The organism is Acinetobacter sp. C13 (genome assembly GCF_016809775.1).
In the GTDB taxonomy this organism is placed as follows: Bacteria; Pseudomonadota; Gammaproteobacteria; order Pseudomonadales; family Moraxellaceae; genus Acinetobacter; species Acinetobacter pittii.
Genome location: NZ_JAFBJL010000002.1, coordinates 139,152 through 165,893 on the forward strand (window position 1 = coordinate 139,152; position 26,742 = coordinate 165,893).

Annotated in this window: 31 protein-coding genes and 1 pseudogene; 16 read left to right on the forward strand and 16 right to left on the reverse strand. The window is 39.0% G+C overall.

Going from position 1 to position 26,742, the window contains the following annotated elements:
* The first annotated feature begins 67 nt into the window (after positions 1 to 67).
* Complete coding sequence (locus JGE69_RS05895; RefSeq protein ID WP_005067788.1) at positions 68 to 385, forward strand: hypothetical protein; 318 nt, start codon at positions 68 to 70, stop codon at positions 383 to 385.
* Here the strand turns inward: JGE69_RS05895 and JGE69_RS05900 are convergent.
* The gene (locus tag JGE69_RS05900) at positions 382 to 1,182 is read right to left on the reverse strand and encodes an enoyl-CoA hydratase-related protein (protein ID WP_199113125.1); all 801 of its coding nucleotides are present in this window, start codon (positions 1,180 to 1,182) and stop codon (positions 382 to 384) included. The two genes, JGE69_RS05895 and JGE69_RS05900, sit on opposite strands and share 4 nt — an antisense overlap.
* Before the next feature lie 109 nt (positions 1,183 to 1,291).
* Between JGE69_RS05900 and JGE69_RS05905 the strand changes: the two genes are divergently transcribed.
* Positions 1,292 to 1,867 (forward strand): nicotinate-nicotinamide nucleotide adenylyltransferase, encoded by a 576-nt coding sequence (locus JGE69_RS05905; protein ID WP_199113124.1) that lies wholly within the window; start codon positions 1,292 to 1,294, stop codon positions 1,865 to 1,867.
* Between the two features lie 11 nt (positions 1,868 to 1,878).
* Here JGE69_RS05905 and JGE69_RS05910 read toward each other — a convergent pair.
* From JGE69_RS05910 to dapD, 8 genes and pseudogenes are all read right to left on the reverse strand, one after another.
* Positions 1,879 to 2,240, reverse strand: a pseudogene (locus JGE69_RS05910) (glyoxalase superfamily protein).
* Positions 2,241 to 2,251: 11 nt separating this feature from the next.
* Positions 2,252 to 2,821, reverse strand: coding sequence for a CAP domain-containing protein (locus JGE69_RS05915; RefSeq protein WP_199113123.1), 570 nt, complete (start codon positions 2,819 to 2,821; stop codon positions 2,252 to 2,254).
* A 117-nt stretch (positions 2,822 to 2,938) separates the two neighbouring features.
* Positions 2,939 to 3,400 (reverse strand): peroxiredoxin, encoded by a 462-nt coding sequence (locus JGE69_RS05920; protein WP_002118936.1) that lies wholly within the window; start codon positions 3,398 to 3,400, stop codon positions 2,939 to 2,941.
* A 17-nt stretch (positions 3,401 to 3,417) separates the two neighbouring features.
* The gene (locus JGE69_RS05925) at positions 3,418 to 4,104 is read right to left on the reverse strand and encodes a diphthine--ammonia ligase (RefSeq protein WP_199113121.1); all 687 of its coding nucleotides are present in this window, start codon (positions 4,102 to 4,104) and stop codon (positions 3,418 to 3,420) included.
* Positions 4,105 to 4,200: 96 nt separating this feature from the next.
* Complete coding sequence (locus tag JGE69_RS05930) at positions 4,201 to 4,617, reverse strand: hypothetical protein (protein WP_002118993.1); 417 nt, start codon at positions 4,615 to 4,617, stop codon at positions 4,201 to 4,203.
* A gap of 16 nt (positions 4,618 to 4,633) precedes the next feature.
* On the reverse strand, positions 4,634 to 5,302 hold the full coding sequence (gene queC / locus JGE69_RS05935) for a 7-cyano-7-deazaguanine synthase QueC (RefSeq protein WP_002118843.1): 669 nt from the start codon (positions 5,300 to 5,302) through the stop codon (positions 4,634 to 4,636).
* Between the two features lie 40 nt (positions 5,303 to 5,342).
* On the reverse strand, positions 5,343 to 6,053 hold the full coding sequence (gene queE / locus JGE69_RS05940) for a 7-carboxy-7-deazaguanine synthase QueE (RefSeq protein ID WP_002118723.1): 711 nt from the start codon (positions 6,051 to 6,053) through the stop codon (positions 5,343 to 5,345).
* A 98-nt stretch (positions 6,054 to 6,151) separates the two neighbouring features.
* Positions 6,152 to 6,973 (reverse strand): 2,3,4,5-tetrahydropyridine-2,6-dicarboxylate N-succinyltransferase, encoded by an 822-nt coding sequence (dapD, locus tag JGE69_RS05945; RefSeq protein ID WP_002118664.1) that lies wholly within the window; start codon positions 6,971 to 6,973, stop codon positions 6,152 to 6,154.
* 295 nt (positions 6,974 to 7,268) lie between these two features.
* On the opposite strand from dapD, the gene carO reads away from it, so the two are divergent.
* A complete protein-coding gene (gene carO / locus JGE69_RS05950) occupies positions 7,269 to 8,009 on the forward strand; it encodes an ornithine uptake porin CarO type 3 (RefSeq protein WP_057070314.1) in 741 nt (246 codons plus the stop codon).
* A 92-nt stretch (positions 8,010 to 8,101) separates the two neighbouring features.
* On the opposite strand, the gene JGE69_RS05955 is transcribed toward carO, so the two are convergent.
* The 6 genes from JGE69_RS05955 to JGE69_RS05980 form a co-directional block, all read right to left on the reverse strand.
* Positions 8,102 to 9,025, reverse strand: coding sequence for a CysB family HTH-type transcriptional regulator (locus JGE69_RS05955; RefSeq protein ID WP_002118601.1), 924 nt, complete (start codon positions 9,023 to 9,025; stop codon positions 8,102 to 8,104).
* Between the two features lie 71 nt (positions 9,026 to 9,096).
* On the reverse strand, positions 9,097 to 10,158 hold the full coding sequence (locus tag JGE69_RS05960; protein WP_002118816.1) for a sulfate/molybdate ABC transporter ATP-binding protein: 1,062 nt from the start codon (positions 10,156 to 10,158) through the stop codon (positions 9,097 to 9,099).
* An 11-nt stretch (positions 10,159 to 10,169) separates the two neighbouring features.
* Positions 10,170 to 11,054, reverse strand: coding sequence for a sulfate ABC transporter permease subunit CysW (gene cysW, locus JGE69_RS05965; RefSeq protein WP_002118746.1), 885 nt, complete (start codon positions 11,052 to 11,054; stop codon positions 10,170 to 10,172).
* Positions 11,051 to 11,884, reverse strand: a complete 834-nt coding sequence (gene cysT, locus JGE69_RS05970; protein WP_005073131.1) for a sulfate ABC transporter permease subunit CysT — start codon at positions 11,882 to 11,884, stop codon at positions 11,051 to 11,053. The genes cysW and cysT overlap by 4 nt, the downstream gene beginning before the upstream one ends.
* An 80-nt stretch (positions 11,885 to 11,964) precedes the next feature.
* On the reverse strand, positions 11,965 to 12,573 hold the full coding sequence (locus tag JGE69_RS05975) for an RBBP9/YdeN family alpha/beta hydrolase (protein WP_005073133.1): 609 nt from the start codon (positions 12,571 to 12,573) through the stop codon (positions 11,965 to 11,967).
* Positions 12,574 to 12,603: 30 nt separating this feature from the next.
* Positions 12,604 to 13,611 (reverse strand): sulfate ABC transporter substrate-binding protein, encoded by a 1,008-nt coding sequence (locus JGE69_RS05980; protein ID WP_014207376.1) that lies wholly within the window; start codon positions 13,609 to 13,611, stop codon positions 12,604 to 12,606.
* Positions 13,612 to 13,874: 263 nt separating this feature from the next.
* On the opposite strand from JGE69_RS05980, the gene pabC reads away from it, so the two are divergent.
* The 4 genes from pabC to JGE69_RS06000 all read left to right on the forward strand — a co-directional run bounded on the left by pabC (position 13,875) and on the right by JGE69_RS06000 (position 16,923).
* Entirely contained in the window at positions 13,875 to 14,687 is an 813-nt protein-coding gene (gene pabC / locus JGE69_RS05985) for an aminodeoxychorismate lyase (protein WP_032035945.1), read from the forward strand.
* 1 nt (position 14,688) lies between these two features.
* Positions 14,689 to 15,759 (forward strand): endolytic transglycosylase MltG, encoded by a 1,071-nt coding sequence (mltG, locus tag JGE69_RS05990; RefSeq protein WP_199113119.1) that lies wholly within the window; start codon positions 14,689 to 14,691, stop codon positions 15,757 to 15,759.
* Between the two features lie 9 nt (positions 15,760 to 15,768).
* Positions 15,769 to 16,368, forward strand: a complete 600-nt coding sequence (gene tmk, locus JGE69_RS05995) for a dTMP kinase (RefSeq protein ID WP_182917855.1) — start codon at positions 15,769 to 15,771, stop codon at positions 16,366 to 16,368.
* Positions 16,369 to 16,506: 138 nt separating this feature from the next.
* Positions 16,507 to 16,923 carry a PaaI family thioesterase gene (locus JGE69_RS06000; RefSeq protein ID WP_199113117.1) on the forward strand — a complete coding sequence of 139 codons (417 nt, stop codon included), beginning with the start codon at positions 16,507 to 16,509 and terminating at the stop codon, positions 16,921 to 16,923.
* 56 nt (positions 16,924 to 16,979) lie between these two features.
* Here JGE69_RS06000 and nadB read toward each other — a convergent pair whose 3' ends face one another.
* The gene (gene nadB / locus JGE69_RS06005) at positions 16,980 to 18,623 is read right to left on the reverse strand and encodes an L-aspartate oxidase (RefSeq protein ID WP_031945281.1); all 1,644 of its coding nucleotides are present in this window, start codon (positions 18,621 to 18,623) and stop codon (positions 16,980 to 16,982) included.
* A gap of 230 nt (positions 18,624 to 18,853) precedes the next feature.
* Between nadB and JGE69_RS06010 the strand changes: the two genes are divergently transcribed.
* From JGE69_RS06010 to recO, 9 genes are all read left to right on the forward strand, one after another.
* Positions 18,854 to 20,230: a Do family serine endopeptidase gene (locus JGE69_RS06010; RefSeq protein ID WP_005067820.1), complete on the forward strand. Its 1,377-nt coding sequence runs from the start codon at positions 18,854 to 18,856 to the stop codon at positions 20,228 to 20,230.
* A 122-nt stretch (positions 20,231 to 20,352) separates the two neighbouring features.
* Entirely contained in the window at positions 20,353 to 20,805 is a 453-nt protein-coding gene (locus JGE69_RS06015) for an acyl-CoA thioesterase (protein WP_060464842.1), read from the forward strand.
* 175 nt (positions 20,806 to 20,980) lie between these two features.
* Positions 20,981 to 22,798 (forward strand): translation elongation factor 4, encoded by a 1,818-nt coding sequence (gene lepA, locus JGE69_RS06020; protein WP_002118606.1) that lies wholly within the window; start codon positions 20,981 to 20,983, stop codon positions 22,796 to 22,798.
* 75 nt (positions 22,799 to 22,873) lie between these two features.
* Positions 22,874 to 23,701 (forward strand): signal peptidase I, encoded by an 828-nt coding sequence (lepB, locus tag JGE69_RS06025; RefSeq protein WP_002118456.1) that lies wholly within the window; start codon positions 22,874 to 22,876, stop codon positions 23,699 to 23,701.
* Between the two features lie 24 nt (positions 23,702 to 23,725).
* Positions 23,726 to 24,100 carry a DUF4845 domain-containing protein gene (locus JGE69_RS06030; RefSeq protein ID WP_032055219.1) on the forward strand — a complete coding sequence of 125 codons (375 nt, stop codon included), beginning with the start codon at positions 23,726 to 23,728 and terminating at the stop codon, positions 24,098 to 24,100.
* Positions 24,072 to 24,764 (forward strand): ribonuclease III, encoded by a 693-nt coding sequence (gene rnc / locus JGE69_RS06035; RefSeq protein WP_005067830.1) that lies wholly within the window; start codon positions 24,072 to 24,074, stop codon positions 24,762 to 24,764. The genes JGE69_RS06030 and rnc overlap by 29 nt, the downstream gene beginning before the upstream one ends.
* A gap of 11 nt (positions 24,765 to 24,775) precedes the next feature.
* On the forward strand, positions 24,776 to 25,798 hold the full coding sequence (gene era, locus JGE69_RS06040) for a GTPase Era (protein ID WP_079381034.1): 1,023 nt from the start codon (positions 24,776 to 24,778) through the stop codon (positions 25,796 to 25,798).
* 17 nt (positions 25,799 to 25,815) lie between these two features.
* Positions 25,816 to 26,019 carry an NF038104 family lipoprotein gene (locus JGE69_RS06045; RefSeq protein WP_032035932.1) on the forward strand — a complete coding sequence of 68 codons (204 nt, stop codon included), beginning with the start codon at positions 25,816 to 25,818 and terminating at the stop codon, positions 26,017 to 26,019.
* A 9-nt stretch (positions 26,020 to 26,028) separates the two neighbouring features.
* Positions 26,029 to 26,742 carry a DNA repair protein RecO gene (recO, locus tag JGE69_RS06050; RefSeq protein WP_016146115.1) on the forward strand — a complete coding sequence of 238 codons (714 nt, stop codon included), beginning with the start codon at positions 26,029 to 26,031 and terminating at the stop codon, positions 26,740 to 26,742.

Sequence of the window (26,742 nt, forward strand, 5' to 3'; positions counted from 1 at the left end):
TTTGATTTAGAAGCTTTTTTAACGGTATGATTTAAAGCAAGTTTACTAGTTTTGAGTCATTCTACTTATGTTAAAGCTGATTTATTACGTGCCTGATTCACATCTTGAGTCGACTAAACAAGCTATTTTTTCTGCTGGTGCGGGGGGTATCGGTAATTACGAACACTGCGCATGGCAAGTGAAAGGAATAGGGCAATTTAAACCAGTCAAAGGTGCAGATCCTTATATCGGAGAGCTGGGTGAACTTGAGCAAGTTGATGAGTGGCGAGTTGAAACAATTGTAATTGAAGAAAATGCAAAGGCTGTAGCAAAAGCATTAAAGGCAAGCCATCCTTATGAAGAGCCTGCCTTTGAGTTTATTCAAATCATAGAAATTGATTTTTAATTAAACCGCGAGAAATCTGGTTTACGTTTCTGCATAAATGCTTGTACAGCTTCTAGCATTTCTGGAGATTGAACGCGTTGCATAAAGATTTCAGCTTCATGATCAATACATTCAATAATTTGATCTAAATCATGTTTCATCAATGCTTTGGTTTGTTTTAATGAGGCAAGTGGCAAAGCTGCTAAATGTTGAGCGGTTGCCTGAGCAGATGCATAAGCATCTTCAACAACTTCATTAACTAAGCTTGTTTGTACTGCGGTTTCTGCATTAAATTTTTTCGCAGTAAATAGAAGTTCAGCTGCTTTGTGATAACCCGCTTGTTTAACCAATAGTTGGCTTGCACCGCCTTCTGGAGAAAGGCCAAGACTTACAAATGGAATTTGGAAAAGGGCAGTGTTGTCAGCAAAAACTAAATCTGCGTGTAATAAAATCGTAACACCAATACCAATTGCCACACCTTTTACTGCAATAATAAGCGGCTTTGATAATCTAGCAGCAGATTTAAGGAGTACAAACGGAGGAACTCGACCTGCTGGACCTAGATTAGGATTTTGTACAAAACCCATAAAATCTTTCATGTCATTACCAGCGGTAAAGTCTTGCTCTACACCACGTAGAATGATTACTCGTACATCTTTGTCTTGGTCAGCTTCATCAAGTGCTTTGGCAATCCATAAGTAAAGTTCGCCATACAGTGCATTTTTTGCTTCTGGGCGATTTATGGCTAAGGTGAGTACGCCACCTTCTAAATTTGCGTGTAAATGTTGATGAGGTTGTTGAATACAGCTAAGTGTCATCGTACTATCCTTGCTTTAAACCACGTTGTTAATTTTTAGGTTCTCATTATGGCGCATATTTTTTGTAATGCGGTTAACTGGTGAGTTCATAAAAAGTGAAAATCTAATTATGTATAAATTTGACTATCTCGTTTTTATAGGGCGTTTTCAACCATTTCATTTAGCTCATATGCAGACAATTGAAATTGCCTTACAACAAAGCCACTATGTCGTTTTGGCATTAGGTTCTGCTCAAATGGAACGTAATATTAAAAATCCGTTCTTAGCAGTAGAGCGTGAGCAAATGATCTTGTCAAATTTCTCGTTAGAAGAGCAAAAACGCATTCGTTTTGTACATGTAGTAGATGTTTATAATGACGAAAAATGGGTAAAACAAGTCAAATCTTTAGTGAATGGCGTAATTGAACCGAACTCAAAAGTTGGTTTGATTGGACACTTTAAGGATGAGTCTTCATATTATTTACGACTATTTCCTGAGTGGATTATGGTTGAACTTGATAGTTTAAAAGACTCTATCTCGGCAACACCAATGCGTGAAGCTTATTATCGTGGTGAAATCCAGACCGAATTTTTCCCTATAGGAACTATTCAATTTTTGGATGAATTTAAAAAAACACGCACTTATCAACAGTTGCAACAACGCTTTGAAGAAGATGATCGCTCTAATTTAGATGATTTTGAGTAAGTGCATATAAATTAAGCATCTGCCCAAAAGATAATTCGGTTTGAAAAAGGATCAGTGATGCTGAGTTCAAGTGTCTCCCAATCTGTTTTTTCAACCTGAGGCTTAGAACATTTATAATCTTTTTTGCTTAGTTCACTGTGCAACTCATAAATATGTTCCCAATAAATACGGATCGCGCTATGAGGACTCGCATCTCCAAAATGCTCGGATAAATGAATAACGCAATCATCTTTAGAAATTTGTAAATATAACGGAAAGTTGTCTTCAAATTGGTGTTGCCAATCAAGCTGAAAACCTAAGAACTCAAGATAAAATGATTGAGCTAACTCGACATCAAAAATTCTTAAAATAGGGTGATCGAACCTGATTGCATCTTTTTTCCTTTTAACGTGTACCAAATTGTTGAGTCCAATAGCTCTTTTGTTTTACAGATTGATCAGAAGCACAAGCAATTGCATAGGTTGTAAATTTAGGGTTCATTAGGTTACTACAATGTAAGGGACTTGATAGCCATCTAGACATCACTTCATCTAATGTTTTCTGTCCACTCGCGACATTTTCACCATTGGCTTTACCGAGTGTATTATAAATTTTCAAACGTGATTTTAAATCTAGCCCTGTGGAGCCAACATGTCCGAGAAAGTTGTGTGTTGCCATATCTTCACTATGAGAAAGTGCACCTTTATATAAATTATTACTCCAACTTAGTGGTCTGGTTGCAGAGAAATGTTGTTGTCCACATTGGCGTGATTGCTGACGGATTTGGTTAATTTTTTTAAGTACAGCTTGTTGATAGGCTGGATTTTGTAAATCTTGGCAGCTTATTTCTTTTGAAGTTTTCTGAATTTGAGCAAGTGATGTGCTGGTGTCAGTTGGTATAGCTAATGAATTTGTACTACATGCACCAATAAAGAGAATGGCTGGCAGTAAAGAGCAATTTTTGAGTGAACTCATATCAATGCCTTAAACTAATTATTCTAATATTTTTATGATACGTTAAACTCAAATTATTGGGTAATGCTTTGCACTAAAAAAAGCGAGTATAAACTCGCTTTTTGTTGGTTGAATTTATTAAGCTGTTTGTAGAGCTTTTAAGTCTTCTAGAACTTGCTCTGCATGCCCAGCTGCTTTAACTTTGCGATAGCTTTTAACTAAAGTTTTGTTATGGAAAATAAAAGTAGAACGTTCAATACCCATGACTTTCTTTCCATACATATTCTTTTCTTTAATCACATCAAAGTGATTACAAAGAATTTCTTCTTTATCACTGATCAGATCAATAGTAAGTGCCTGCTTCTCTGTAAAATTTTGATGGGCTTTTACCGAGTCACGTGAAATACCGAAAATACGGGCACCTAAAGCATCAAACTGATCTTTCAAACAAGAAAAACCCACTGCTTGTGTTGTACACCCTGGTGTTGAATCTTTAGGATAGAAGTAAATGATTAGCCATTCATTTTCGACTTCGGTCAAGTTCACTTCGCCGTGTGTAGTAGGGAACACCTGATTTGGCAGTTGAATATTCTCAGACATTTCTTATCCTTTAAAAGTTAAATTTGATCTAATTCAAGTGGTAAAAAAGCGTATTCCTCATGATAAACAATATTGAGTTTTCTTACAGGGATTGCTTTGTTAAAGATTGGTCCATCAATCACAGTCGTATGAAATTCACCGCCCTCACCACATGGATCAATGCCACGGTTCTCAAGCTCTTGGATGTATTCTAAAGTTAAGGTTTTACCTAAATCTTCTATATTCATCCCGAGTTTAAGGTTTACGGTCACCACTACACTCTGGAATCCAAGTTGAATAAATTCTTCAACAACTTCACGGTGCGGACGTAGCCAAAGAGGCATTCCTAATTGAAGACCTACTTGTTGCGTTACTCGATCATGCCAACAGCCGTGTTCAGGCATATCAAGGTCACCTGTAACCAGTACCTCAGCTCCTTGTTGCTTTGCTTGATTGAGTAATTCAATAAACTTTACTTCATAGTCATTCCAACTTGATGAAGCCATAAACACGGACAAGCCGATTGCTTTAGCTTGCGCTTGAATAATATCAAGAGGCATGGCATGTGAGCGAGAACGTTGGCCTTGTTCTTCTAGCATTACGATCAATCCAATCACTTCGCCTGTCTGCATTGCATGGTAGAGTGCTAGAGAACTATCTTTGCCTCCACTAAACGAGACAATAGACCTTTTATGGTTAGCATTAGTTTTCCATTGTTCTTGCATGGCTTACATCAAATGAATTGGTCAAAAGTGCTGTTATTTTAACAGAGCTATAAAAAAGCCTGCATAAATGCAGGCTTAATTTAGAACATTAAAATCTTATTTTTTAGGAGCTTGTTGTTGAGCTGCCTTCATTGCATCTTCAGTTAACTTTTCAAGCTTAGTTGTTAACTGAGGACCAAAACATGCTTTAAGATCACGGTTTTGTTGTTGTACAAATCCTAGAGAACTTGGGCTTTTCTTCGCATTGATTGCGCTTTGGATTTCCCATTTTTGTGCTTCAGTCACTTTACCTTGTGCTTCAACTTGGCAGCTACAGAATTTGCTAACTTCAGATGAACTTAACTTACCGCCTTTAGCAGTTTGTTCTTTACAAACGTTAACTAATGCACCTTTAACGTTAGTGCTTTTATATGCCGCTTGAACTGGGTTTTCAGCTGCTTGAACTGAACCAGCCATAAGTGCAGCTGCTGAGAATAAAGATGAAAGAATAAGATTTGATTTTAACAACTTCATAAATTTTACCTACTTATTACGGTATATAGCGTGTTGGATCAGTAACACCAGCATCGATAAAGCCTTCTTTACGCAAACGGCAACTGTCACATTTACCACACGCACGTCCTTGAGCATCTGCTTGATAGCAAGATACCGTTTGACTATAGTCTACGCCATGTTCAATCCCTAAACGTATGATATTCGCTTTGGATAAATGTAACAGGGGTGTTTCAAATTTAAGTGGTTTTCCTTCTACGCCAGCTTTAGTTGCTAAACGGGCCATATTCGCAAAAGCATCAATAAATTCAGGGCGACAATCAGGATATCCTGAATAATCAACAGCATTGATACCAATAACAATAGCTTCAGCATTAAATACTTCAGCTGCTGCTAGAGCATACGAGAGGAAAATAGTGTTACGCGCTGGTACATAAGTTACAGGAATACCTTCTTGTAACTGTTCTGGTACTGCAATGTTGTGATCTGTAAGTGCTGATCCACCTAAATTTGCTAGATCAATATTAATTACACGATGTTCAACACCTGAACGCTGAGCTAATGCTTTTGCAGCATCAAGTTCAGTGGTTGAGCGTTGACCATACATAAAACTAATAGCAATACATTCATAGCGCGCTTGTGCCCAAGCTAGGCAAGTGGTTGAGTCTAAGCCGCCTGAAAGTAAAACAATGGCACGAGAGCGCATATTTTTCTCCATATTCGGAATGATTTACTTTATTGAGTGATTAACGACCTGATTCATCGTTCCAAAGCAGTTTATGTAACTGAAGCTGGAAACGAACAGGTAATTTATCATCAAGTATCCACTGTGCCAGATCACGTGCTAGACGTGGCAGGCCTACAGCACCTTTTTCAACCGCAAAGGCAGGGGAGAACCAAACGGTACTGACTTTGGTTTGCAGTTGATATTTTTCAACTTGTTGCTTTGACCATTCATAGTCTTCACGATTACAAATCACAAATTTGATTTGGTCACGTGGTGTTAAATGGTCAAGATTACTGATGAGATTGCGATGTTCTTCACCAGAAGTTGGAGTCTTTAAATCGAGGACTTTTGAAACACGGGGATCTACTCTTGATACATCAAGAGCGCCACTGGTTTCTAGAGAAACGTCAAAACCTGCCTCACATAAACGTTGTAATAAAATCAAACAGTTTGGCTGAGCAAGAGGTTCACCACCTGTTACACAAATATAAGGTGTTTGAAATTGTGTAGCTGTTTCAATGATATGTTCAAGTGAAAAACGTTCGCCACCTTCAAAGGAATAGGTGGTATCGCAATAGCTACAACGTAATGGACAGCCTGTTAGACGAATAAATACAGTCGGTAGGCCAGAGGCATTTGCTTCACCCTGCAACGAGTAAAAAATCTCGGTAATGCGTAAACCGGACGCAGGGTCTGAGACAGGAATTGCAGAGGAACGTAAGGAAGCCATTCTAGAAATACCACACTATATAAAAAATAAAATCTCTACGATCAGTTTGATCGTAGAGATGAGGAGCGATTAAAGCTCCGCAAGAGAGTTATAACAAATTAGTCAGCGCGTAACAAATCGTTCAAGCTTGTTTTTGAACGTGTTTGCGCATCAACTTTTTTCACGATAATTGCAGCATATAAGCTGTAAGTACCACATTTAGATGGCAAGCTGCCTGAAACTACAACTGAACCTGCTGGTACACGACCATAATGGATTTCGCCTGTTTCACGGTCATAAATTTTAGTTGATTGACCAATGAAAACGCCCATTGAAATGACTGAGCCTTCTTCAACGATAACGCCTTCAACGATTTCTGAACGCGCACCGATAAAGCAGTTGTCTTCAATAATGGTTGGGTTAGCTTGTAATGGTTCTAAAACACCACCAATACCTACACCACCAGATAAGTGAACATTTTTACCGATTTGAGCACATGAACCTACAGTTGCCCATGTATCAACCATTGTGCCTTCATCTACATAAGCGCCAATGTTGACATAAGATGGCATTAACACCACGTTTTTAGCTTGGAAGCTACCACGACGTGCTACAGCAGGAGGAACAACACGAACACCTGCAGCTTTAAATTGCTCTTCAGTCCAACCAGAGAATTTAGTTTCAACTTTGTCATAGAAACGAAGATCACATGACTCGATTGGTTTATTGTCATTCAGTTTAAATGATAATAAAACAGCTTTTTTTAACCATTGATGAACAACCCATTCACCATTGATTTTTTCAGCAACTCGAAGTGTACCGTTATCTAAACCAGCAATTGCTTCTTCAACAGCTTGGCGAATTTCGCTTGAACAATCTGCTGCAGTAAAATTTGCGCGGTCTTCAAATGCTTGCTCAATGATCGTAGAAAGCTGAGACATGATCTTCCTTCCATAAAAAATTTTAAAGATTTTACACTAATTTGTGACAAGAATCTTTCAAAAAACGTGTTACGTTTAATTGATGATATAAATGAGGTAAATCGAAATAAGCTTATTAGATAATCAAGTGTGTTTTACACAAAAATGATTTGAAAATAAAAATTTAACTCAATTTGTATCAAAAAATAACAGAAATCTAGCATTTTTTGTATAAAAAAGAATCTAAGCTGTCATTATTATGATTTCAGTCACAAGATGAATAAATTAAAAACAGAGCCTTTTTGAGGAGAAAACTATGAAAGCATTACGTGTATTAGTCACTACAACAGCTTTATTCGCTGCTGGCGCTGCTATGGCAGATGAAGCCGTTGTTCATGACAGCTACGCATTTGACAAAAACCAATTAATTCCTGTGGGGGCACGTGCTGAGGTAGGTACAACTGGTTACGGTGGTGCTTTATTATGGCAAGCAAACCCATATGTAGGTTTGGCTTTGGGTTATAATGGTGGTGACATTTCTTGGTCTGATGACGTAAAAGTAAACGGTTCAACTTATGACCTTGATATGGAAAACAACAATATCTATTTAAATGCTGAGATTCGTCCATGGGGTGCAAGTACTAACCGTTGGGCTCAAGGCTTATATGTAGCAGCTGGTGCAGCATATCTTGATAACGATTATGATTTAACTCGTAACGTTGATGCAACTCGTTCATTCCGTGTAAATAACCAAGATTTTATTGCGGGTGCAGACGGTGTGAAAATTAATGGCCAAATGTCTTACAAAAATGACATCGCTCCATACTTAGGTTTTGGTTTTGCACCTAAAATCAATAAAAACTGGGGAGTATTTGGTGAGGTAGGTGCTTACTACACTGGTAATCCAACAGTTAAACTTGCTTCGACAGGTTCAGCAGTTACAACTGGTGATCAATCACTTGAAGAAGCAGTAAATGCGGAAGCTCGTAAAATTGCCAACGATGATAAATACCAATGGTTACCAGTTGGTAAAGTTGGTGTGAACTTCTACTGGTAAGATCACAAAGAAAAAACGAGCTACGGCTCGTTTTTTTGTACTTAATAAAATAAATAAAAGAGCTAAAAAGCTCTTTTATTTATTTTTAATTTTTATTCGTCTGGGTAAGCAATTTTCTTAAGCGCTTTAATATCCGCATCAGGTGAGCATAAAGAAATAAATTCGTAACCATAACCGCGTAATAGATGGCCTTTGCGAACCGCAATCCATGTCGTATTAACACCAAAAATATCAGTTTTGGTTTGCTTTAAACGATAATCACGTTCTGTATCATAAGCCACGTCATTGACAATCCCGACACCCATGCCAAGTTCCACATAGGTTTTGATAACATCGGCATCAAGAGCTGACATTACGATATCTGCATCTAGATGAGCCTCTTCAAACGCTTTATCAATTTTAGATCGACCTGTAAAACCACCATGATAAGTAATGAGTGGATATTCTGCTAAAAGTTCTAGAGTGATCTTATCCGCCTGCACTAAAGGATGATTTTGCGGGGTAATAATACTGTGCTGCCATTGATAGTAAGGAATGCTAGCCAGATTTTCTTCAGTCGTTAAAGACTCAGTTGCAATTCCAATATCCGCTTCGCCTTGTAAAAGCATTTCTGAAATTTCGACAGGGCTAGCTTGTTGTAAAATCAAATGAACTTTTGGAAATAATTTCTTAAATTGATTAACGATTGGAGGCAATACATAACGCGCTTGAGTATGCGTAGTTGCGATCGTTAGTGTTCCTTCATCAACCTTATTAAAATCTTCAGCAAGTCGTTTAATATTTTCAGCATCCACTAACATGCGTTCAACAATGCTAAGAAGTGACTGTCCTGGTTCAGTTAAACCTAAAAGGCGTTTACCTTTACGAACGAAAAGTTGAACACCTAATTCATCTTCTAAATCTTTGATGTGTTTACTTACACCCGATTGAGATGTGTAGAGTGCAGCCGATGCTTCCGTCAAGTTAAAGTTTTGGCGTACTGTTTCTCGGATAATTCTTAATTGTTGAAAGTTCATTTACACTTTTCCTCAAAAGAGGTGAGGAGCGTCTAAAGATCCGCAAGATATTTCCTCACCAAATATATTTCTTAAGCAACTTGGTCTGCAAATAAGTGCAATTGAGATGCGCTCACCCAAACAGTTTGGTTAGGTTTAAATGCATGTAATTTTGCAGCTTCACTGCTCAGAGCAATTTCAATTAAACGTCCATTACGGTCTTGTAATTCGGCCACTACTTTTCCAGCAATCCAGATTTCACGTACAAAAGTCGCTTCAATGGTATTTGCTTGCGGTTGCGAGTGAATATGTAACTCATCTGGACGGGCAAAAGCAATCACTTTTCCTTGAGGTGCCTCAACTGCTGTTGGTAATTGAATACGGTCATTACCGATACGGATAATACCTTCCGTATGTTCACCTTCAAATCGATTTGCCTGACCCAAGAAATCAAACACAAATGGCGTTGCAGGTTTTTCATAAACTTCACGAGGTGAACCGATTTGCTCAACATTACCTTTATTCATGACAATAATCTGGTCTGCAACCTCAAGTGCTTCTTCTTGATCGTGAGTCACGAAAATTGAAGTGATATGCAATTCATCATGTAAGTTGCGTAACCAGCGACGTAATTCTTTGCGTACTTTGGCATCTAGAGCGCCAAATGGTTCATCGAGTAATAACACGCGAGGTTCTACTGCCAAAGCACGGGCTAAAGCAATACGCTGACGTTGTCCGCCAGAAAGCTGAGCAGGGTAGCGGTCTGCTAAAAAGCCTAGTTGAACTAGATCAAGTAAACGAGTGACACGTTTTTTAATTTCAGCTTCTGAAGGACGGGTTGCACGAGGGCGAACGCGTAAACCAAAGGCAATATTGTCAAATACAGTCATGTGACGGAATAAAGCATAGTGCTGAAATACAAAGCCGACCTGTCGCTCACGCACATGTACATTAGTCGCATCTTCACCTTCAAGTAAAACCTGACCGCCATCGGCTGACTCTAGACCTGCAATGATACGAAGCAGAGTCGTCTTACCACAACCAGATGGTCCGAGTAGCGCAACCAGTTCACCCTCTGGAAAGTCTAGGGAAATATTTTTAAGCGCATGGAATGCACCAAAGTGTTTTTCAATATTTTTAACTTGAATACTCATGATTTCATTCCTTACGAATCAGTTGAATGCGGTTCTGGTTTATCTTGATGTAGCTCTAACCAAGTTTTTAAAATCAGTGTTAAAAGAGCTAAGAAGGCAAGCAGTGAGGACACGGCAAACGCTGCGCTAAAGGTGTACTCGTTATATAAAATTTCGACATGAAGTGGCAGGGTATTGGTTTCACCACGGATATGGCCGGAAACTACCGATACTGCACCAAACTCACCCATTGCACGGGCATTACACAGAATCACGCCGTAAATCAAACCCCATTTAATGTTAGGTAATGTCACTTTCCAAAAGGTTTGCCAGCCTGAAGCACCGAGTACAATCGCTGCTTCTTCTTCCTCTGTTCCTTGCGCTTCCATCAGTGGAATTAACTCACGTGCTACAAAAGGGACTGTAATAAAAATGGTGGCTAAAACAATTCCAGGTACTGCATACAAGATCTTAATGTCATGGTCCATTAACCAGCCGCCGAACCAACCTTGCGCACCAAAAATTAGAACAATCATTAAACCTGCAATAACAGGTGAAACCGAAAAAGGCATATCAATGATAGTTGTTAAAATTGCCTTACCTTTAAACTGGAACTTAGAGACAGCCCAAGCTGCAGCAACACCAAATATCACATTAATTGGAACTGCAATTGCTGCGGTGAGTAATGTTAATTTCACTGCTGATAAGGTATCTGGATCAATCAAAGCCTGAACATAGACTTCAAGTCCCTGTTTAAATGCTTCTACGAAAACCAAAATGAGTGGCAGCATGAGGCAACTGAGGAAAAAAATCAGTGCAATTGTAATAAGGGTATAACGTACCCAAGTTGGCTCACGTGTCGCATCACGAGACTGTAACTTCAAAGCAAGTGCGTTGCTGTCGGTATGTAAATTCATGTGATGTTTCTCCCTGTACGACGGTTTGCCCATGCTTGAAGTAAGTTAATGACAAATAGAATGATAAAAGAGAGAACTAACATGACCGCTGCAATGGTCGTTGCACCTGCATAATCATATTCTTCAAGACGAGAAATGATCATCAGCGGTGCAATTTCTGTTTTAAATGGCTGGTTACCTGCAATAAAAATAACAGAACCATACTCACCCACGCCGCGAGCAAACGCTAAAGCAAAGCCTGTAAATAGAGCAGGTAGTAAGATGGGTAAAATAATTTTAGTAATGGTCTGCCAACGATTTGCACCAAGTGCTGAAGCTGCTTCCTCAAGTTCGGTTTCAATATCGCTGAGTACTGGTTGAACGGTCCGAACAATAAAAGGAATACCAATAAAGACCAATGCTAACGTAATCCCGATAGGTGTATAGGCAACCTGTATACCAAGTGGTTCCAGATATTGACCTAACCAACCAGTAGGTGCATAGAGTGAAGTCAGTGCAATACCTGCAACTGCGGTCGGAAGAGCAAAAGGTAAATCGACCAATGCATCAACTAGACGTTTTCCGGGAAAGTTATAGCGAACAAGACACCAAGCCAAAAGCAGACCAAACACAACATTAATAAATGCTGCGATTAAAGCTGAACTAAAGCTGAGTTGAAGCGATTTCAAAATACGCTCAGACGTTAAAATTTCCCATAATCCGTCCCATCCGATTCCAAATGATTTGATAAAGACTGCGGCTAATGGAATAAGCACAATAAAAGACACATAGGCGAGGGTGAAGCCCAAAGATAGACCAAACCCAGGCAGCACTCGGGATCGCTGCGACATGATATTTCCTCAAAGAGAAAAGCCTGCTGAAACCAGTAAGCGAATAAATAAAGATAAACAGTGAGGTATAAAGATTGGTATTAAGCAAATTTCAAAGAGAAATGTGTTTTTACCGGGTCGATAGATGAGTGACTACACATCGAATCTTCTGGGATCAAATAGTTCAGCAAATCCGGAAATGGCCCAAAACCTGAGGCAACGTTAATATGGCCCACTTCACCAAGATTAACGGGATTTAACTTCCATGATTTTGCAAGTTGTAACGCATCAAAAAAGCCGAGCCATGGATCATTTTCACTAATGAGTAGCGTTGCAGGCACATCAATTTTTAATTGATGAAAATAATCTTTGTAGTCGGTCAAGCTATGGCGAGCAAACCCTGCTTCCCCAAAGCGTGCCGGATTCGCTGGAGCGACTAAAATTAGTTTCTTAACTTGGCTTCTTAATTCGGGATGCTCAGCTAAAGCAGCTACACTCGTTAAGCATCCAAAACTATGTGCAACAATTTGAACAGGAGCTTGAGCTGCTTGAACTGTTTTAACGAATTGCTCAACCCATTCGCTTAATACAGGTCTATCCCAGTTTTTTTGCTCAACACGAGAACTAGACACGAGTTGACGCTGCAACCAAGATTGCCAATGCTGATGTTCACTGCCACCTACACCCGGAACAATTACAGTGTGAATCATGTCTGTTCTCCTTACCTTTAGTGCAAAGAATTACTTCTCTGCACTATTGATTTTCACGATTTGATCGAAAACACCACCATTATCGAAGTGTTGTTTTTGTACTTTTGTCCAACCACCAAACTCTTTGTCGATTGTTACAAGCTTCAATGGCTTAAATACATTGCTGTATTTTTTAAGAACAGCTGCGTTACGCGGACGGTAGAAGTTACGTGCTGCAATTTCTTGACCAGCAGGTGAGTACAAATAGTTGAGATAACCTTTAGCAATAGTTAAGTTGCCTTTTTTAGCTGCATTCTTCTCCACAATTGCAACTGGAGGCTCAGCTAAGATCGAAAGAGACGGAGTAATAATTTCAAATTTGCCCGGCTGTTCACGAATAGCTAAATGAGCTTCATTTTCCCAAGCCAGTAATACATCACCAATGCCACGCTCAGCGAAAGTAGTCGTCGCACCGCGAGCACCAGAATCTAAAACTTTAGTATGTTTATAAATTTGGCGAACGTATTCTTGTGCTTTTGCATCATTGCCGCCTGGTTGATGTTTTGCCCAAGCCCAAGCTGCGAGATAGTTCCAACGAGCACCACCAGAGGTTTTCGGGTTTGGTGTAATGATTTCTACACCTGGTTTGATTAAATCAGCCCAGTCTTTAATTTGCTTTGGGTTACCTTTACGCACCAAAAATACAATGGTTGATGTATATGGCGTTGAGTTTTGTGGCAGTTTTTTCTGCCAGTTAGCTGGAAGTAATTTTGCTTTTTCAGCAATTTCATCAATATCTGCGGCAAGTGCTAATGTCACTACATCTGCATTTAAGCCATCGATAACCGCACGAGCCTGCTTACCAGAGCCGCCGTGTGATTGCTTAAACTCAATATCTTGACCAGTACGTTGTTTCCAGTAAGTACCGAACTGTTTGTTGAAATCTGTATATAGCTCACGAGTAGGATCGTAAGAAACGTTTAAAAATTCTTGGGCTGCAAATGACGAAACAGAAAGAAGTGCAGCGATAACCCCGACTTTTAATTGAGAAAAACGCATGAGATAAGTCCTCAAAAAATATGAAATGTTCAAAACATGAACGCAGAATAGCGCTAGTCTTTATTCTAAAAAAATAATAAAAAACGAATTTAATATGAAAAAAATAGAAATAATAAAAAGAGATAAACTATTCTTAAATCTTGATATATAACAAGTTTCAAAAGCAGATACGAAATCGGTATAATTTTTTAAAATCAATCATTTATTATTTAAATGAAAGGTGTTGTATTGTTGTGCGGCTTTTAGTAAAGGATGGAACAAACATGTGGTGTTTTAAAAATGGGCAACCCGTTGAGACTATTCCTTTATTGGATCGAGCCTTTCATTATGGAGATGGGTGCTTTACCACAATTCGTGTTTTTCAAAATCAAATTGAGCTTAAAGAAAGACACTGGCAACGTCTAAAACTTGCATGTCAAAAACTGTCTTTAACTGTAAATTTTGAATTAATTGAACTGAGTGTACAGCAACTCCAAAAGCAAAACCTCGTACTCAACGGCACTTTAAAAATTGTGATTAGTCGTGGGGAAGGCGATCGCGGTTATACTTTGCCGAAACATGAAGCTGATATTTATATCTGGTTTTATCCAAAAGCTTTAGAGCCGTGTATGCCTGATTTTATCCAGTGTGGTGTTTTAAATCAGGCCCTAGGTTTAACCATGCCGAGCTTAGTGGGGCTTAAATCTTTAAACCGCCTTGAACAAGTATTGCTAAAAAAAGAAGCAGATCAACTCGGGTGGGCTGAAGCATTAGTTACTGATGTACAAGGTTATATTGTTGAAGGGGTCAGTAGTAATTGTTTTATTCGTTTAAATGATAGATGGATTACTCCTGAACTTCGCTATAATGGCGTCCACGGTGTAATGCGGGCAGAAATTCTGGCGCGTATGCAGCACCATGGTATTGCCTGTGAAGTACGTGTGATTGAATTAGATGAAGTATCTGAAATACAAAGTCTATTCTTTTGTAATGCTTTAAACCCTATGCGAGTGGTTACTCATTTAGGCGAGAAAACGCTAGATACACAGGCATGCATAGATTTATTTCATATCCTTAACTTAAATCAGATTCATTAATATGCCGAAGCCACCTGTGAATGCGAAAGCAAAAAACGCCAAGAAAAATAACAAAAAACAAGCTCCAAAATTTTCTAAGCGATTGGTTCTAATTGGCCTTTTTATTGTTTTAATCTTTACGTTTGCCATTTTATGGTCAAGTTTGTTTAAGGCTTATCCTATCGAAGGCAAAAAACAGATGTTATCTATTACATCTGGGGAAACTTATTCTGGTTTTATTGATCGTTTGGCAAAAGAAGATAAAGTTAGCTTTCCTATCATATTGAAGCTTTATCAAAAGTTTATGATTCATGACAGCATGAAAGCTGGTGTGTATGAAATTGAACAAGGGATGAGCGTAAGACAAGTGTTAGAGATGTTATCTGACGCTGATAATGCTCAGATGAATCGTGTTTTGGTGATTGAAGGTACAACTTTTAAGCAGCTTATTACTGCACTCAAAAATGATAAAAATGTAAAAAATACAATATTGGATTTACCTAATGATCAGCTTATGAAAGCGCTTGGGATTCCTTACGATCATCCAGAAGGCTTATTCGCGCCGAATACTTATTTCTTTGCCAAAGGCGAGACTGACAAGAAAATTCTTACCGATTTATATCATCGTCAAATAAAAGCTCTAGATACAGCTTGGGCAAATCGCGCGCCGAATTTACCTTATAAAGATAAATATGAAGCATTAATTATGGCTTCTATTGTTGAGAAAGAAACGAGTTTAGACAGTGAACTTACACAAGTTTCTGGAGTTTTTGTCCGCCGTTTAAAACTCGGTATGCGTTTACAAACGGATCCAACTGTTATTTACGGAATGGGTAATAACTATAAAGGCAACATTACCCGAGAAGACCTCCGTACTCCAACACCATATAATACTTATACCATTAATGGTTTACCGCCAACTCCAATTGCTTTACCAAGCCAAAAGGCAATTGAAGCAGCATTACATCCAGATGATTCAAATAACATCTATTTTGTTGCGACTGGTAATGGTGGACATAAATTTACGGCAAGCTTGCAAGCACATAATCAAGCTGTGCAGGATTATTTATCCGTGTTGAGATCGAAGAAATAAGGAAAAGAGATGTTTATCAGCTTTGAAGGCACGGAAGGGGTAGGTAAAACTACACTCATTCGAAAAATTCATCAGCATTTTGAAGAGCAAGGCAAACAAGTTGTTTTAACTCGAGAGCCCGGGGGTACACCGTTAGCTGAACAAATTCGTTCGATGCTTTTGGCTGTGAATCATGATGAAAATATGAGTCATGATACTGAGTTATTACTCATTTATGCAGCACGTGCTCAACACTTACAACAGGTTATTTTGCCTGCTTTAGAAGCTAACAAAATTGTATTAAGTGATCGCTTTACCGATGCGAGTTTTGCTTATCAATGTTCTGGTCGCGGTTTAAGCCAAGATAAATTACAGCTTTTAAATCAGAACTTCGTTTCACGCATGCCGGAGGTGACTTTCTGGTTAGATGCACCGATTGAACTTGGTATGAACCGTGCACGTGAACGCGGAGCTTTAGACCGTTTTGAACAAGAAAAGTTAAGCTTCTTTACTAAGGTCCGTGAAGGTTATGAAACCTTATGGAAAGCTGAACCGGAACGGATTAAGCGAATAGATGCAACCCAAAGTCCTGATCAGGTGTTTAAGCAGGCTTTGCAATATTTACGGTAAGCAATTGGATGAACCACTCTTATAAAAATATGGGAGTGGTGAAAAATGATGTTAATTCTGATTTAAATCGTCATAGAAAATATCTGTTATTTTCTTATGCTATCTTACATATGATTTATAGATTGAAGAATAACAAGGATGAAAAGTTCAAAAGAAGAAATCGTGGCATTTCTTGAAAAGGAATTTCCACCAAGTCTTGAACATTGCACAATTGAATCAGTCACTCCCAAAGCTGCAGTTGTTTACTATCATGTCGATCAAAGGCATCAACGTCCTGGTGGCACCATATCTGGCCCAACCATGATGACTTTGGCTGATTTTGCTTTATATATTGCGATATTAGGTGAGATCGGTATTGTTGGTTTAGCTGTGACGACCAACTTTAATATTAATTTTTTAAGAAAACCTGCAGGTGATCAAGACTTACGTAGTGAATGTAAACTCATGAAAGTCGGAAAGAGCTTGGTTGTCGGAGAGGTCTGGATTTATTCGGTCGGTCTGGATGAACCTGTGGCGCATGTGACTGCGACTTATTCAATCCCACCTAGAACATAAATATCAAACCAAATAAAAAGCACAGTCAGAGCTGTGCTTTTTTGTAGTAGAACAACTTAAATGTCAGTATTAACCAATGGCTGTTCTACTGCAAAATTTGGAGGAGTTAAAACGGTTTTACGAATCTCGTTCGAAGTTTCCGGATAATCAAGCGTGTAATGTAAACCACGTGATTCTTTACGTTGCATGGCACAGCGAACAATCATTTCCGATACTAAAACAAGGTTACGCAGCTCAATTAGGTTTTTGCTAACACGGTAGTCTTGATAATACTCAGTGATTTCACGCTTTAACATTTCAATACGGTGTAAAGCACGTTCTAAACGTTTTGTGGTTCTTACAATGCCAACGTAGTTCCACATGGTCGAACGTAACTCATCCCAGTTTTGTAAAATCACAACATCTTCATCAGGGTTGGTTACTTGTGAGTCATCCCAAGTTGGTACTTCAGGTAATTTGAAGTTTTCATCAAATTTATTTTCGATATCTTTTGCTGCACTCATGCCATAAACGAAGCACTCAAGTAATGAGTTACTTGCCATACGGTTTGCACCATGTAAGCCCGTATATGACGTTTCACCAATCGCATAGAGACCTTCAATATCCGTCTGGCTATTTGAGTCAACCACAACACCACCACATGTATAGTGAGCTGCTGGTACCACTGGAATCATGTCTTTCGTAATGTCGATACCTAACTCAAGCAATCTTGCATAAAGTGTAGGGAAGTGCTCTTTAATAAACTCAGGTGATTTATGGGTAATGTCTAACCACACGTGACGAATACCGAGACGCTTGATTTCATGGTCAATGGTACGAGCCACAATATCGCGAGGAGCCAGTTCTGCACGATCATCAAAACGCAGCATAAAACGTTCGCCATCAGGTAGGCGCAAATAAGCGCCTTCACCACGCATAGCTTCAGTAATTAAGAAAGAGCGGGCTTGTGGATGGTACAGGCAAGTTGGATGGAACTGATTAAATTCCATATTCGCTACACGGCAACCTGCACGATAAGCCATTGCAATACCGTCACCTGTGGCAATATCTGGATTAGATGTATACAGATAAGCCTTCATCGCACCGCCGCAAGCCAGCGCGGTGAATGGGGCAAGGAAGGTATGAACCTTTTCAGTATTTTCATCTAATGCATATAAACCAATAGCACGATTCGCTTGGTCGGTATGGCCTAATTTATGCGAGGTGATTAAATCAATCGCAATATAATTTTCAAAAATAGTAATATTTTTACGTTCTTTGGCACGCTCAACCAAAGTGGTTGAAATGGCTTTACCTGTTGCATCAGCAGAATGGATAATGCGACGCTGCGAATGGCCACCCTCACGAGTCAAATGAAGCTGTTCATCTTCATCTAAGGTAAATTGCACGCCTTGTTTTAAAAGAAAATCAACAGAAGGGCGACCGCCTTCTACGGTATGTTGTACCGCGTCCATTTCACATAAATGAGCGCCTGCAATCATAGTGTCATTAATATGCTGTTGAATAGAGTCAGTCTCATCGAGAACAGCAGCAACGCCACCTTGAGCATAAAAGGTACTTGCTTCGGTTAGAGCAGCTTTTGCTAAAACTGCAATATTAAAATGATTTGGTAACGATAAAGCCAGACTTAAACCAGCGCCGCCGCTGCCCACAATAATCACGTCAAAGTGGTGAATTGTCTGTAAATTAGGCATGTCCATTCGCATCAATTTAAAACGTCCGCTAATGACACCCCTTTTTACCTAAAAAGGCAAGAGCTTAAGCGCTCTAACTCAGAGAAAAATTGCAATTGGCTTAAAAAGTTGCAATGCGTAAAATAATCCTTGTGATGACGTATTACAAATAAACATATTGTTACGCACAACCTCAAAGCGTTGTGATACAACAGTTTTATTCTTATTCTCGTAGACCAATTGTGGGTGAGCACCGAATGAAATCTCGCTATTTACAACAAGGAATGTATGCAGCGGTATTTACAGTTGCTGCTGTTCAAGCAAATGCTGCTGTTGATTTTTCAAATCTTGTTGAACAAGTTAGTCCAGCAGTCGTGAGTGTAAATGTCGTAAAAAAAATGACTCAGGATGAACTGTTGCAGCAGCAAGTTCCTGAAATTTTAAAACGTTTCTTTGGCAATCAGGTCATCATTCCACAGCAACAAGGTCCACAAGAAAAGACAGCATATGGTAGTGCATTCTTTATTAGTAAAGATGGTTACTTACTTACTAACCACCATGTGATTGAAAATGCCTCTCGTATCAGCATCACTCTAAATGATCGACGTGAAATTGATGCAACCGTGGTCGGTAGTGATGAGCGCACAGATGTTGCATTGTTAAAGGTCAATGGAACTAACTATCCAGCTTTACGAGTAGGAAATGTTGACCGTTTACGTGTCGGAGAGCCAGTTTTAGCAATTGGTTCACCGTTTGGTTTTGACTACTCCGCTTCGGCAGGTATTGTCAGTGCAAAATCACGAAACATGAGCGGTGAAACTTCGGTGCCATTTATTCAAACAGATGTGGCTTTAAACCCGGGTAACTCAGGTGGTCCATTATTTAATCAAAATGGTGAAGTGGTCGGGGTAAACTCTCGAATATTTAGTGGTACTGGCGGCTATATGGGCTTGTCTTTCTCTATTCCGATTGACGTAGCTATGGATGTTGCAGACCAGCTCAAAACAAAAGGTAAAGTAACACGCTCTTACCTTGGTGTGATGATGCAAGATATTGATCGAAACCTTGCTGATGCCTACAAATTACCAAAACCTGAAGGTGCTTTAATTACTCAAATTTCTCCGAACTCACCTGCACAAAAAGCAGGGCTAAGAGCGGGCGACGTGATTTTAAAATTAAATGGTGCGCCTGTACTTCGTACGAGTGATTTACTGTATGCATTAAACAAAGTACAGCCAAATCAAACTGTTCAGTTTGAAGTGTTACGTGATGATAAAACACGCAATATTTCAGCGACTTTAACGACTGCACCAGATGAAACACCTGCTACTGGTGCACAAGGTGCTGCATCTAAAGGGCCAGTTTTAGGCATGAGTATTCGTGATCTAGCTGAACCGGAAAAAAATGCGTTGAGCGTAAAAGGTGGTATTTATGTACAAGATGTTCGCCGTGGTGGTTTAGCATCATTGTCGAATATCATTCCGGGCGATGTGATTACTCAAGTCAATAATAATCAAATTTTAAATAGTCAGGATTTTGCAAAAGTTGTTTCTAACTTACCGAAAAATACCGTAGCACGTGTTGCTATTATTCGTCAGGGACAGCGCGCAATGCTTGGTTTACGTATTCAATAATCCTTAACCCAATCAATAAGCCACCCTGAAAATGGGTGGTTTTTGTTATTTATCTTGAGCGTTTAGCGATATCTACCTACACTTATTTCAGTTTTAAGGTTAATAAATAAGAGTGTTCATTTGTGAGTAGTATTTTTGATTTACATATTCAGGTGCAGCCACATCACATTGATGCGTTGGGACATGTAAATAACGTAATGTATGTTCAGTGGATGCAGGATGTAGCGGCTGCCCATGTTGAAACTTTGGGAGTAGGAGTAACTAAGTATCTTGAGTTAAAACACGCCATGGTCGCGGTTGAGCATCATGTGCAATATCGTAAAGCTGCATTTGAAGGCGAACAAATTGTGTTACGTACATGGTTAGATGACATTAATGCACTTTATTCATTCCGCCAGTATGTGTTTTTTCGTCCATCAGATCAGGCCGTATTATTTGTTGGAAATACCAAATGGGCATGTATTGAAATTGCTACAGGACGTCCAAAACGAATGTCGCCAACTTTTACTCATGCATATACGCCGCTTGATTCAAGCATAAATCCTTATGATTTTACCGTTTCATATGCTCAATAGTTGGACGTAATACGCTTACTTTGACTGTCCTTTTTTAAAACATAAGTACAAAGCTCATGATTATTTTGGATACTTTAAAATATGCATCTGTTATAATCTCACGCAATTTATTTAACCGCTTTGGCTGTGTATTAAAACAAGCTACATAGCACTCTATATTTTCTCAAGGTAACCCATGGCGCAAGCTAAAAAATCCGTCGATATCAAAAATATACGAAATTTCTCGATTATTGCCCACATTGACCATGGTAAGTCTACATTGGCTGACCGTTTTATTCAGATGTGTGGCGGTCTACAAGATCGTGAAATGCAAGCTCAAGTCTTAGACTCAATGGAGCTTGAGCGTGAACGTGGGATTACCATTAAAGCCGCTTCTGTCACGCTGTATTACACCCATCCAAATGGTCAGGAATACCAACTTAACTTTATTGATACGCCAGGGCACGTTGACTTCTCCTATGAAGTTTCTCGTTCATTAGCTGCATGTGAAGGTGCGCTACTGGTTGTAGATGCTGCACAAGGCGTTGAAGCTCAATCAGTTGCAAACTGTTATACAGCAATTGAACAAGGTCTAGAAGTTCTTCCTATTCTAAATAAAATTGATTTACCACAGGCTGAACCTGAACGTGTAATTCATGAAATTGAAGAAATTATCGGGATTGAAGCGACAGATGCACCAACCTGTTCAGCAAAAACTGGTTTAGGTGTTGAAGGTGTACTCGAGCGTTTAGTCGATGTTATTCCGGCGCCAGAAGGTGATCGTGAAGCACCATTACAGGCATTAATTATCGACTCATGGTTTGATAACTACTTAGGCGTAGTTTCTCTTGTTCGTATTAAACAAGGTCGTATCCGCAAGGGCGACAAAATGTTGGTTAAATCGACAGGACAAACTCATCCGGTCACTTCTGTAGGCGTGTTTAATCCTAAGCATACTGAAACAGATATTCTTGAAGCTGGTGAAGTAGGTTTTGTTATTGCGGGTATTAAAGATATTTTTGGTGCACCAGTAGGTGACACGATTACTCTTGCTTCTACACCAGATGTTGCAACTTTACCAGGTTTCAAAAAGGTTAAACCGCAAGTATATGCTGGTCTTTTCCCGATTGACGCGAGTGACTTTGAACCGTTCCGTGAAGCATTGCAAAAATTACAGATCAATGACTCGGCTTTATTCTTTGAACCAGAAAGTTCAGATGCTTTAGGCTTTGGTTTCCGTTGTGGCTTCTTAGGTATGCTGCACATGGAAATTGTACAAGAGCGTTTAGAGCGTGAATACGATCTTGATCTCATCAGTTCTGCACCTACCGTAATTTATGAAGCATTAACCAAGAAAGGCGAAACGATTTACATCGATAGTCCATCAAAAATGCCGGATGGATCGACTGTAGAAGATTTGCGTGAACCAATTGCTGAATGTCATATCCTTGTTCCTCAAGAATACTTAGGGAACGTAATGACGCTCTGTATCGAACGTCGTGGTGTACAAAAAGATATGAAATTCTTGGGTAACCAAGTTTCTATTACTTTTGAAATCCCGATGGCTGAAGTCGTTATGGATTTCTTTGATAGATTAAAGTCATGCTCTCGTGGCTTTGCATCTTTAGACTATAACTTTGTACGTTTTGAAAGTTCAGCTTTAGTTAAGGTTGATGTGTTAATTAATAGCGAAAAGGTTGATGCCTTGGCTATGATTTGTCACCGTAATGATGCACGTCATCGTGGTATTGCATTGGTTGAGAAAATGAAAGATTTAATTCCTCGCCAAATGTTCGATGTTGCTATTCAGGCAGCAATCGGTGCACAAATTATTGCCCGTTCTACCGTAAAAGCGATGCGTAAAAACGTTTTGGCAAAATGTTATGGTGGTGACGTTTCGCGTAAGAAAAAACTACTTTCTAAACAAAAAGAAGGTAAGAAACGTATGAAACAAGTGGGAAGTGTTGAAATTCCACAAGAAGCGTTCTTGGCTGTATTGAAAGTAGAAAGATAAGAAATGAGGGTGGGGGAAGTGAACAATTTCTTTTCCCCACTGTAATACAAGCAGCAAGGCTGCGAGTGAGGTCATGTGGATTTTGATTTTAATTTAATTCTTGTTCCAGTTACGCTGATTCTATTTGCAGTGTGGTTGTTAGATAAACTTGTATTAAAACAGCGTGCAAATAAAGGACGCGGGAACGAAAATTTTGTCATTACATGGGCCTATGACTTTTGGCCAGTTTTAGCTGTAGTACTTGTGCTTCGTTCATTTCTTTATGAACCATTTAATATTCCATCGGACTCTATGGTACCAACTTTAGAAACTGGTGATTTTATTCTGGTGAATAAATTTGATTATGGTGTACGTTTACCTATCGTTAATAAAAAAATTATTGATGTAGGTGAGCCGAAGCGTGGTGATGTAATTGTATTCCGTTATCCACCTCAACCGACTATTAGCTATATTAAACGTGTAATCGGTTTACCTGGTGATCATATTGTTTATGACCATGGGCAATTGATTATTAACGGGAAAAAAGTACCGAAAGTATTAACACAGTTCAGTCGTGAAAAAGATGTGATGGATACGCCAACGTCTATTTATCATAAAGAGACGATTGGTGAGCATACCTTTACGATGCGTGAGCTTGAAGGCGTAAATGTGGCGCGCCAAGCACCGTTTATCAACTATGTTGAAAATGGTAAATATGCGAACCAAGACGGTTTATATTGGGAAGTGACTGTACCAAAAGGACATTACTTTGCAATGGGGGATAACCGCGATCAAAGTGCAGACAGTCGTTTCTGGGGATTCGTTCCTGAAGAAAACTTAACAGGACGAGCATTCTACGTGTGGATGCATAAAGAACCGGGTTTACACCTTCCTAACTTTAGCCGAAATGGAAAAATAGATTAAAAACAACCATTAGGAAAAAAAGAAATGCGTAAGGCACAACAGGGTACTTCGTATTTAGCAATTTTATTTGGGGTGGTTATATTTGCAGTTGCAGTAAAAGCTGTACTTGCAGTTTGGCCAGCATATTGGGATGATCGGCTGATTAATAATCAGATAGAAGAGCTTTTACAAGAAAGCTCTTCTGAGATCACACCACAAAAGTTTGTAACACAAATGGATCAGCGACTCGAAATGAACAATATTCGTGATCTCCACTTTAAAGAGATCGCTCAAGTGTTTAATCAGTCAGGTCTAACGGTCAAAAAGAAATATGAAGTAAGAAAACCTTTCTTATTCAATATTGATTTAGTTTTAACATTTGAGAAGAGTTTTGATAAAACATCAGTTCAAACTAAGTGATCCTCGCTTACTGAGTCGAATCGGATATCAATTTAAGCAGCTTGAATTGTTACAGTTAGCATTGACTCATCGTTCGGTGAGTCACAAATACAATTACGAGCGCTTAGAGTTTCTCGGTGATTCATTATTAGGCATGATAATCGCTAATTATCTATATCATGCCTATCCAAATGAAAACGAAGGTCGTCTCACGCGTATGCGAGCGACTTTAGTTCGTCAGGAAGCTTTAGGTAAGATTGCAACAGATTTGCAACTTAGTCGGTGTTTAATATTAAGTACAGGCGAATTGAAGTCTGGCGGTCATCATCGCGAGTCAATATTAGCAGATACGGTAGAAGCGATTATTGGTGCAATCTATCTTGATAGTGGTGATCTCAACTTACTTAAAGATATTGTGCTAAAATGGTACATACCCTATTTAGACCATATAGAACCTACGGATCAACTCAAAGATCCGAAATCACGTTTACAAGAGTATCTACAAGCACGTAAAAAACCTCTCCCTGTTTACGAGGTTGTAGATATTCAGGGTGATGCACCTCATCAGCACTTTAAAGTGGAATGCGTGGTAGATGGTTTACCGAAGATTTATGGTGAGGGTTCAAGTCGTCGTTTTGCCGAGCAGGCAGCAGCGGCGGAAATTTTAAAGTTATTGGAGCAATAACCTGCATGTCGATGCATTCTGATCAAATCAATCCAGATTCAAATGAAAACCAAGATCCTAATAATCTGATTGATCAATTTTTTAGTTCCAAAGGCGTAACAATCCCTTCGGATTTTAAGAGCGGATTTGTGGCGATTGTGGGACGTCCAAATGTGGGTAAATCTACCCTCATGAACCATTTATTGGGTCAAAAGCTCTCTATTACTTCGCGTAAACCTCAAACAACACGTCATAAAATTATTGGTATTGATTCACGTGAAAAAATGCAGGCGGTATATGTAGATACCCCAGGTATGCATAAAAAAGAAGTGCGTGCTATTAATAAAATGATGAACCGTGCTGCTCATTCTGCATTACGTGACGTTAACTTAGTTTTATTCGTTATTGATGCTTATAAGTGGACTCAAAACGACGATTTAGTGCTTGAAAAACTCAAGAACGCTGAAATGCCGGTTATTTTAGTCATTAATAAGGCTGACACTTTTGAAGATAAAAGAGAGATTCTTCCTCTGATTCAAGAACGTGCCAAACTTATGAATTTTGCTGAGATTGTTCCTGTTTCTGCTTTGCGTGGTGCAAACTTAGAACACTTGAGTGAAACGATTGAGAAATACCTTCCTTACCAACCACCATTGTATTCATTTGATCAGATTACTGACCGCTCTGAACGCTTCTTGGCAAGTGAAATTATTCGCGAAAAAATCATGCGTCAGTTGGGTGAAGAGCTTCCTTATGATTTAACAGTACAAATTGAATCTTTCAAAACAGAAGAAGCAACTGTTAATGAAAAAACTGGTCGTTTAAAGCCGGCTTGTACCTATATCGATGCAACGATTTTTGTAGACCGCGCTGGTCAAAAAGCCATTGTGATTGGTGAAAAAGGTGCCAAGCTTAAAACGATTGGTATGGATGCTCGTAAAGACATGGAAAAAATGTTTGAGCAAAAAATTATGCTCACACTTTGGGTAAAAGTGAAGGGTGGCTGGTCTGATGATGAGCGTGCTCTAAAAAGCTTAGGATACAGTGATATCTAAAGGATAAGGATGCTGGTATGAAAACAATTACATCATTAATCGCTATAGTTGGATGTATATTGATGTTACAAGGTTGTGTATATAAGCTTGTAACCGTACCAGTAGGTATCGCCTATAAAACTACCAAAGGTGTAGTTAAAGGTACGGCAGCTGTTGTAGGTGCTGTTATTCCTGACGGTGATGATGAGGATGATAAAAAAGAAAAAGAATCTGAGGAATAGATTCTTTTTATGATGCGCAATGAAGTCCTCCATGGATATATGATTCATCACCGTAAGTACCGTGAAAAAAGTCATATTGTGCATCTTTTTACTCAGGAATATGGGCGAGTTGATGGTATTTTAAGACAGACTCCGCCCCCTCAATATCAACCTATTCGACTGCAAGCCACAGGTAAAAGTGAACTCAAAAATTTTACTAAGCTGGAAATATTAAATCAGCCTGTTTTCTTTTTTGGTGATGCTTTTTTTGCTGGTTTTTATCTAAATGAAATTGTTCTTAGACTTTGCCCATTAGAAGAGGCAATGCCGCAATCTTTTGAGCAATATCAATTAACTTTGCTTCAATTACAGCAATTATCTTCCCACGAAAATCCTGATCTTTTTCTGAGACAGATTTTGCGCCAGTTCGAACATGTTTTGCTTCCTGAGCTGGGTTACGCGATTGATTTTTCAATTGATACTCAACAACAGCCAATACAGGCTCACCAGTTTTATCAATTTCAGGTGACTGAAGGTTTTGCGCCCGTTGTTCAGGCAAGTCGTTCTTCATTGTCAGGTAAAGCAATTTTATCTATGTTGGATTATGAGCAAGGCCAGGATTTTTCTCACGAACAATTGCAATTATTAGGTAAACTATACCGTCAAATGATTACATCGCTTTTAGGAGATCGTCCCCTAAAAAGTCGACAATTGTGGATTCAAAATACTCAAACTCAATCGTAA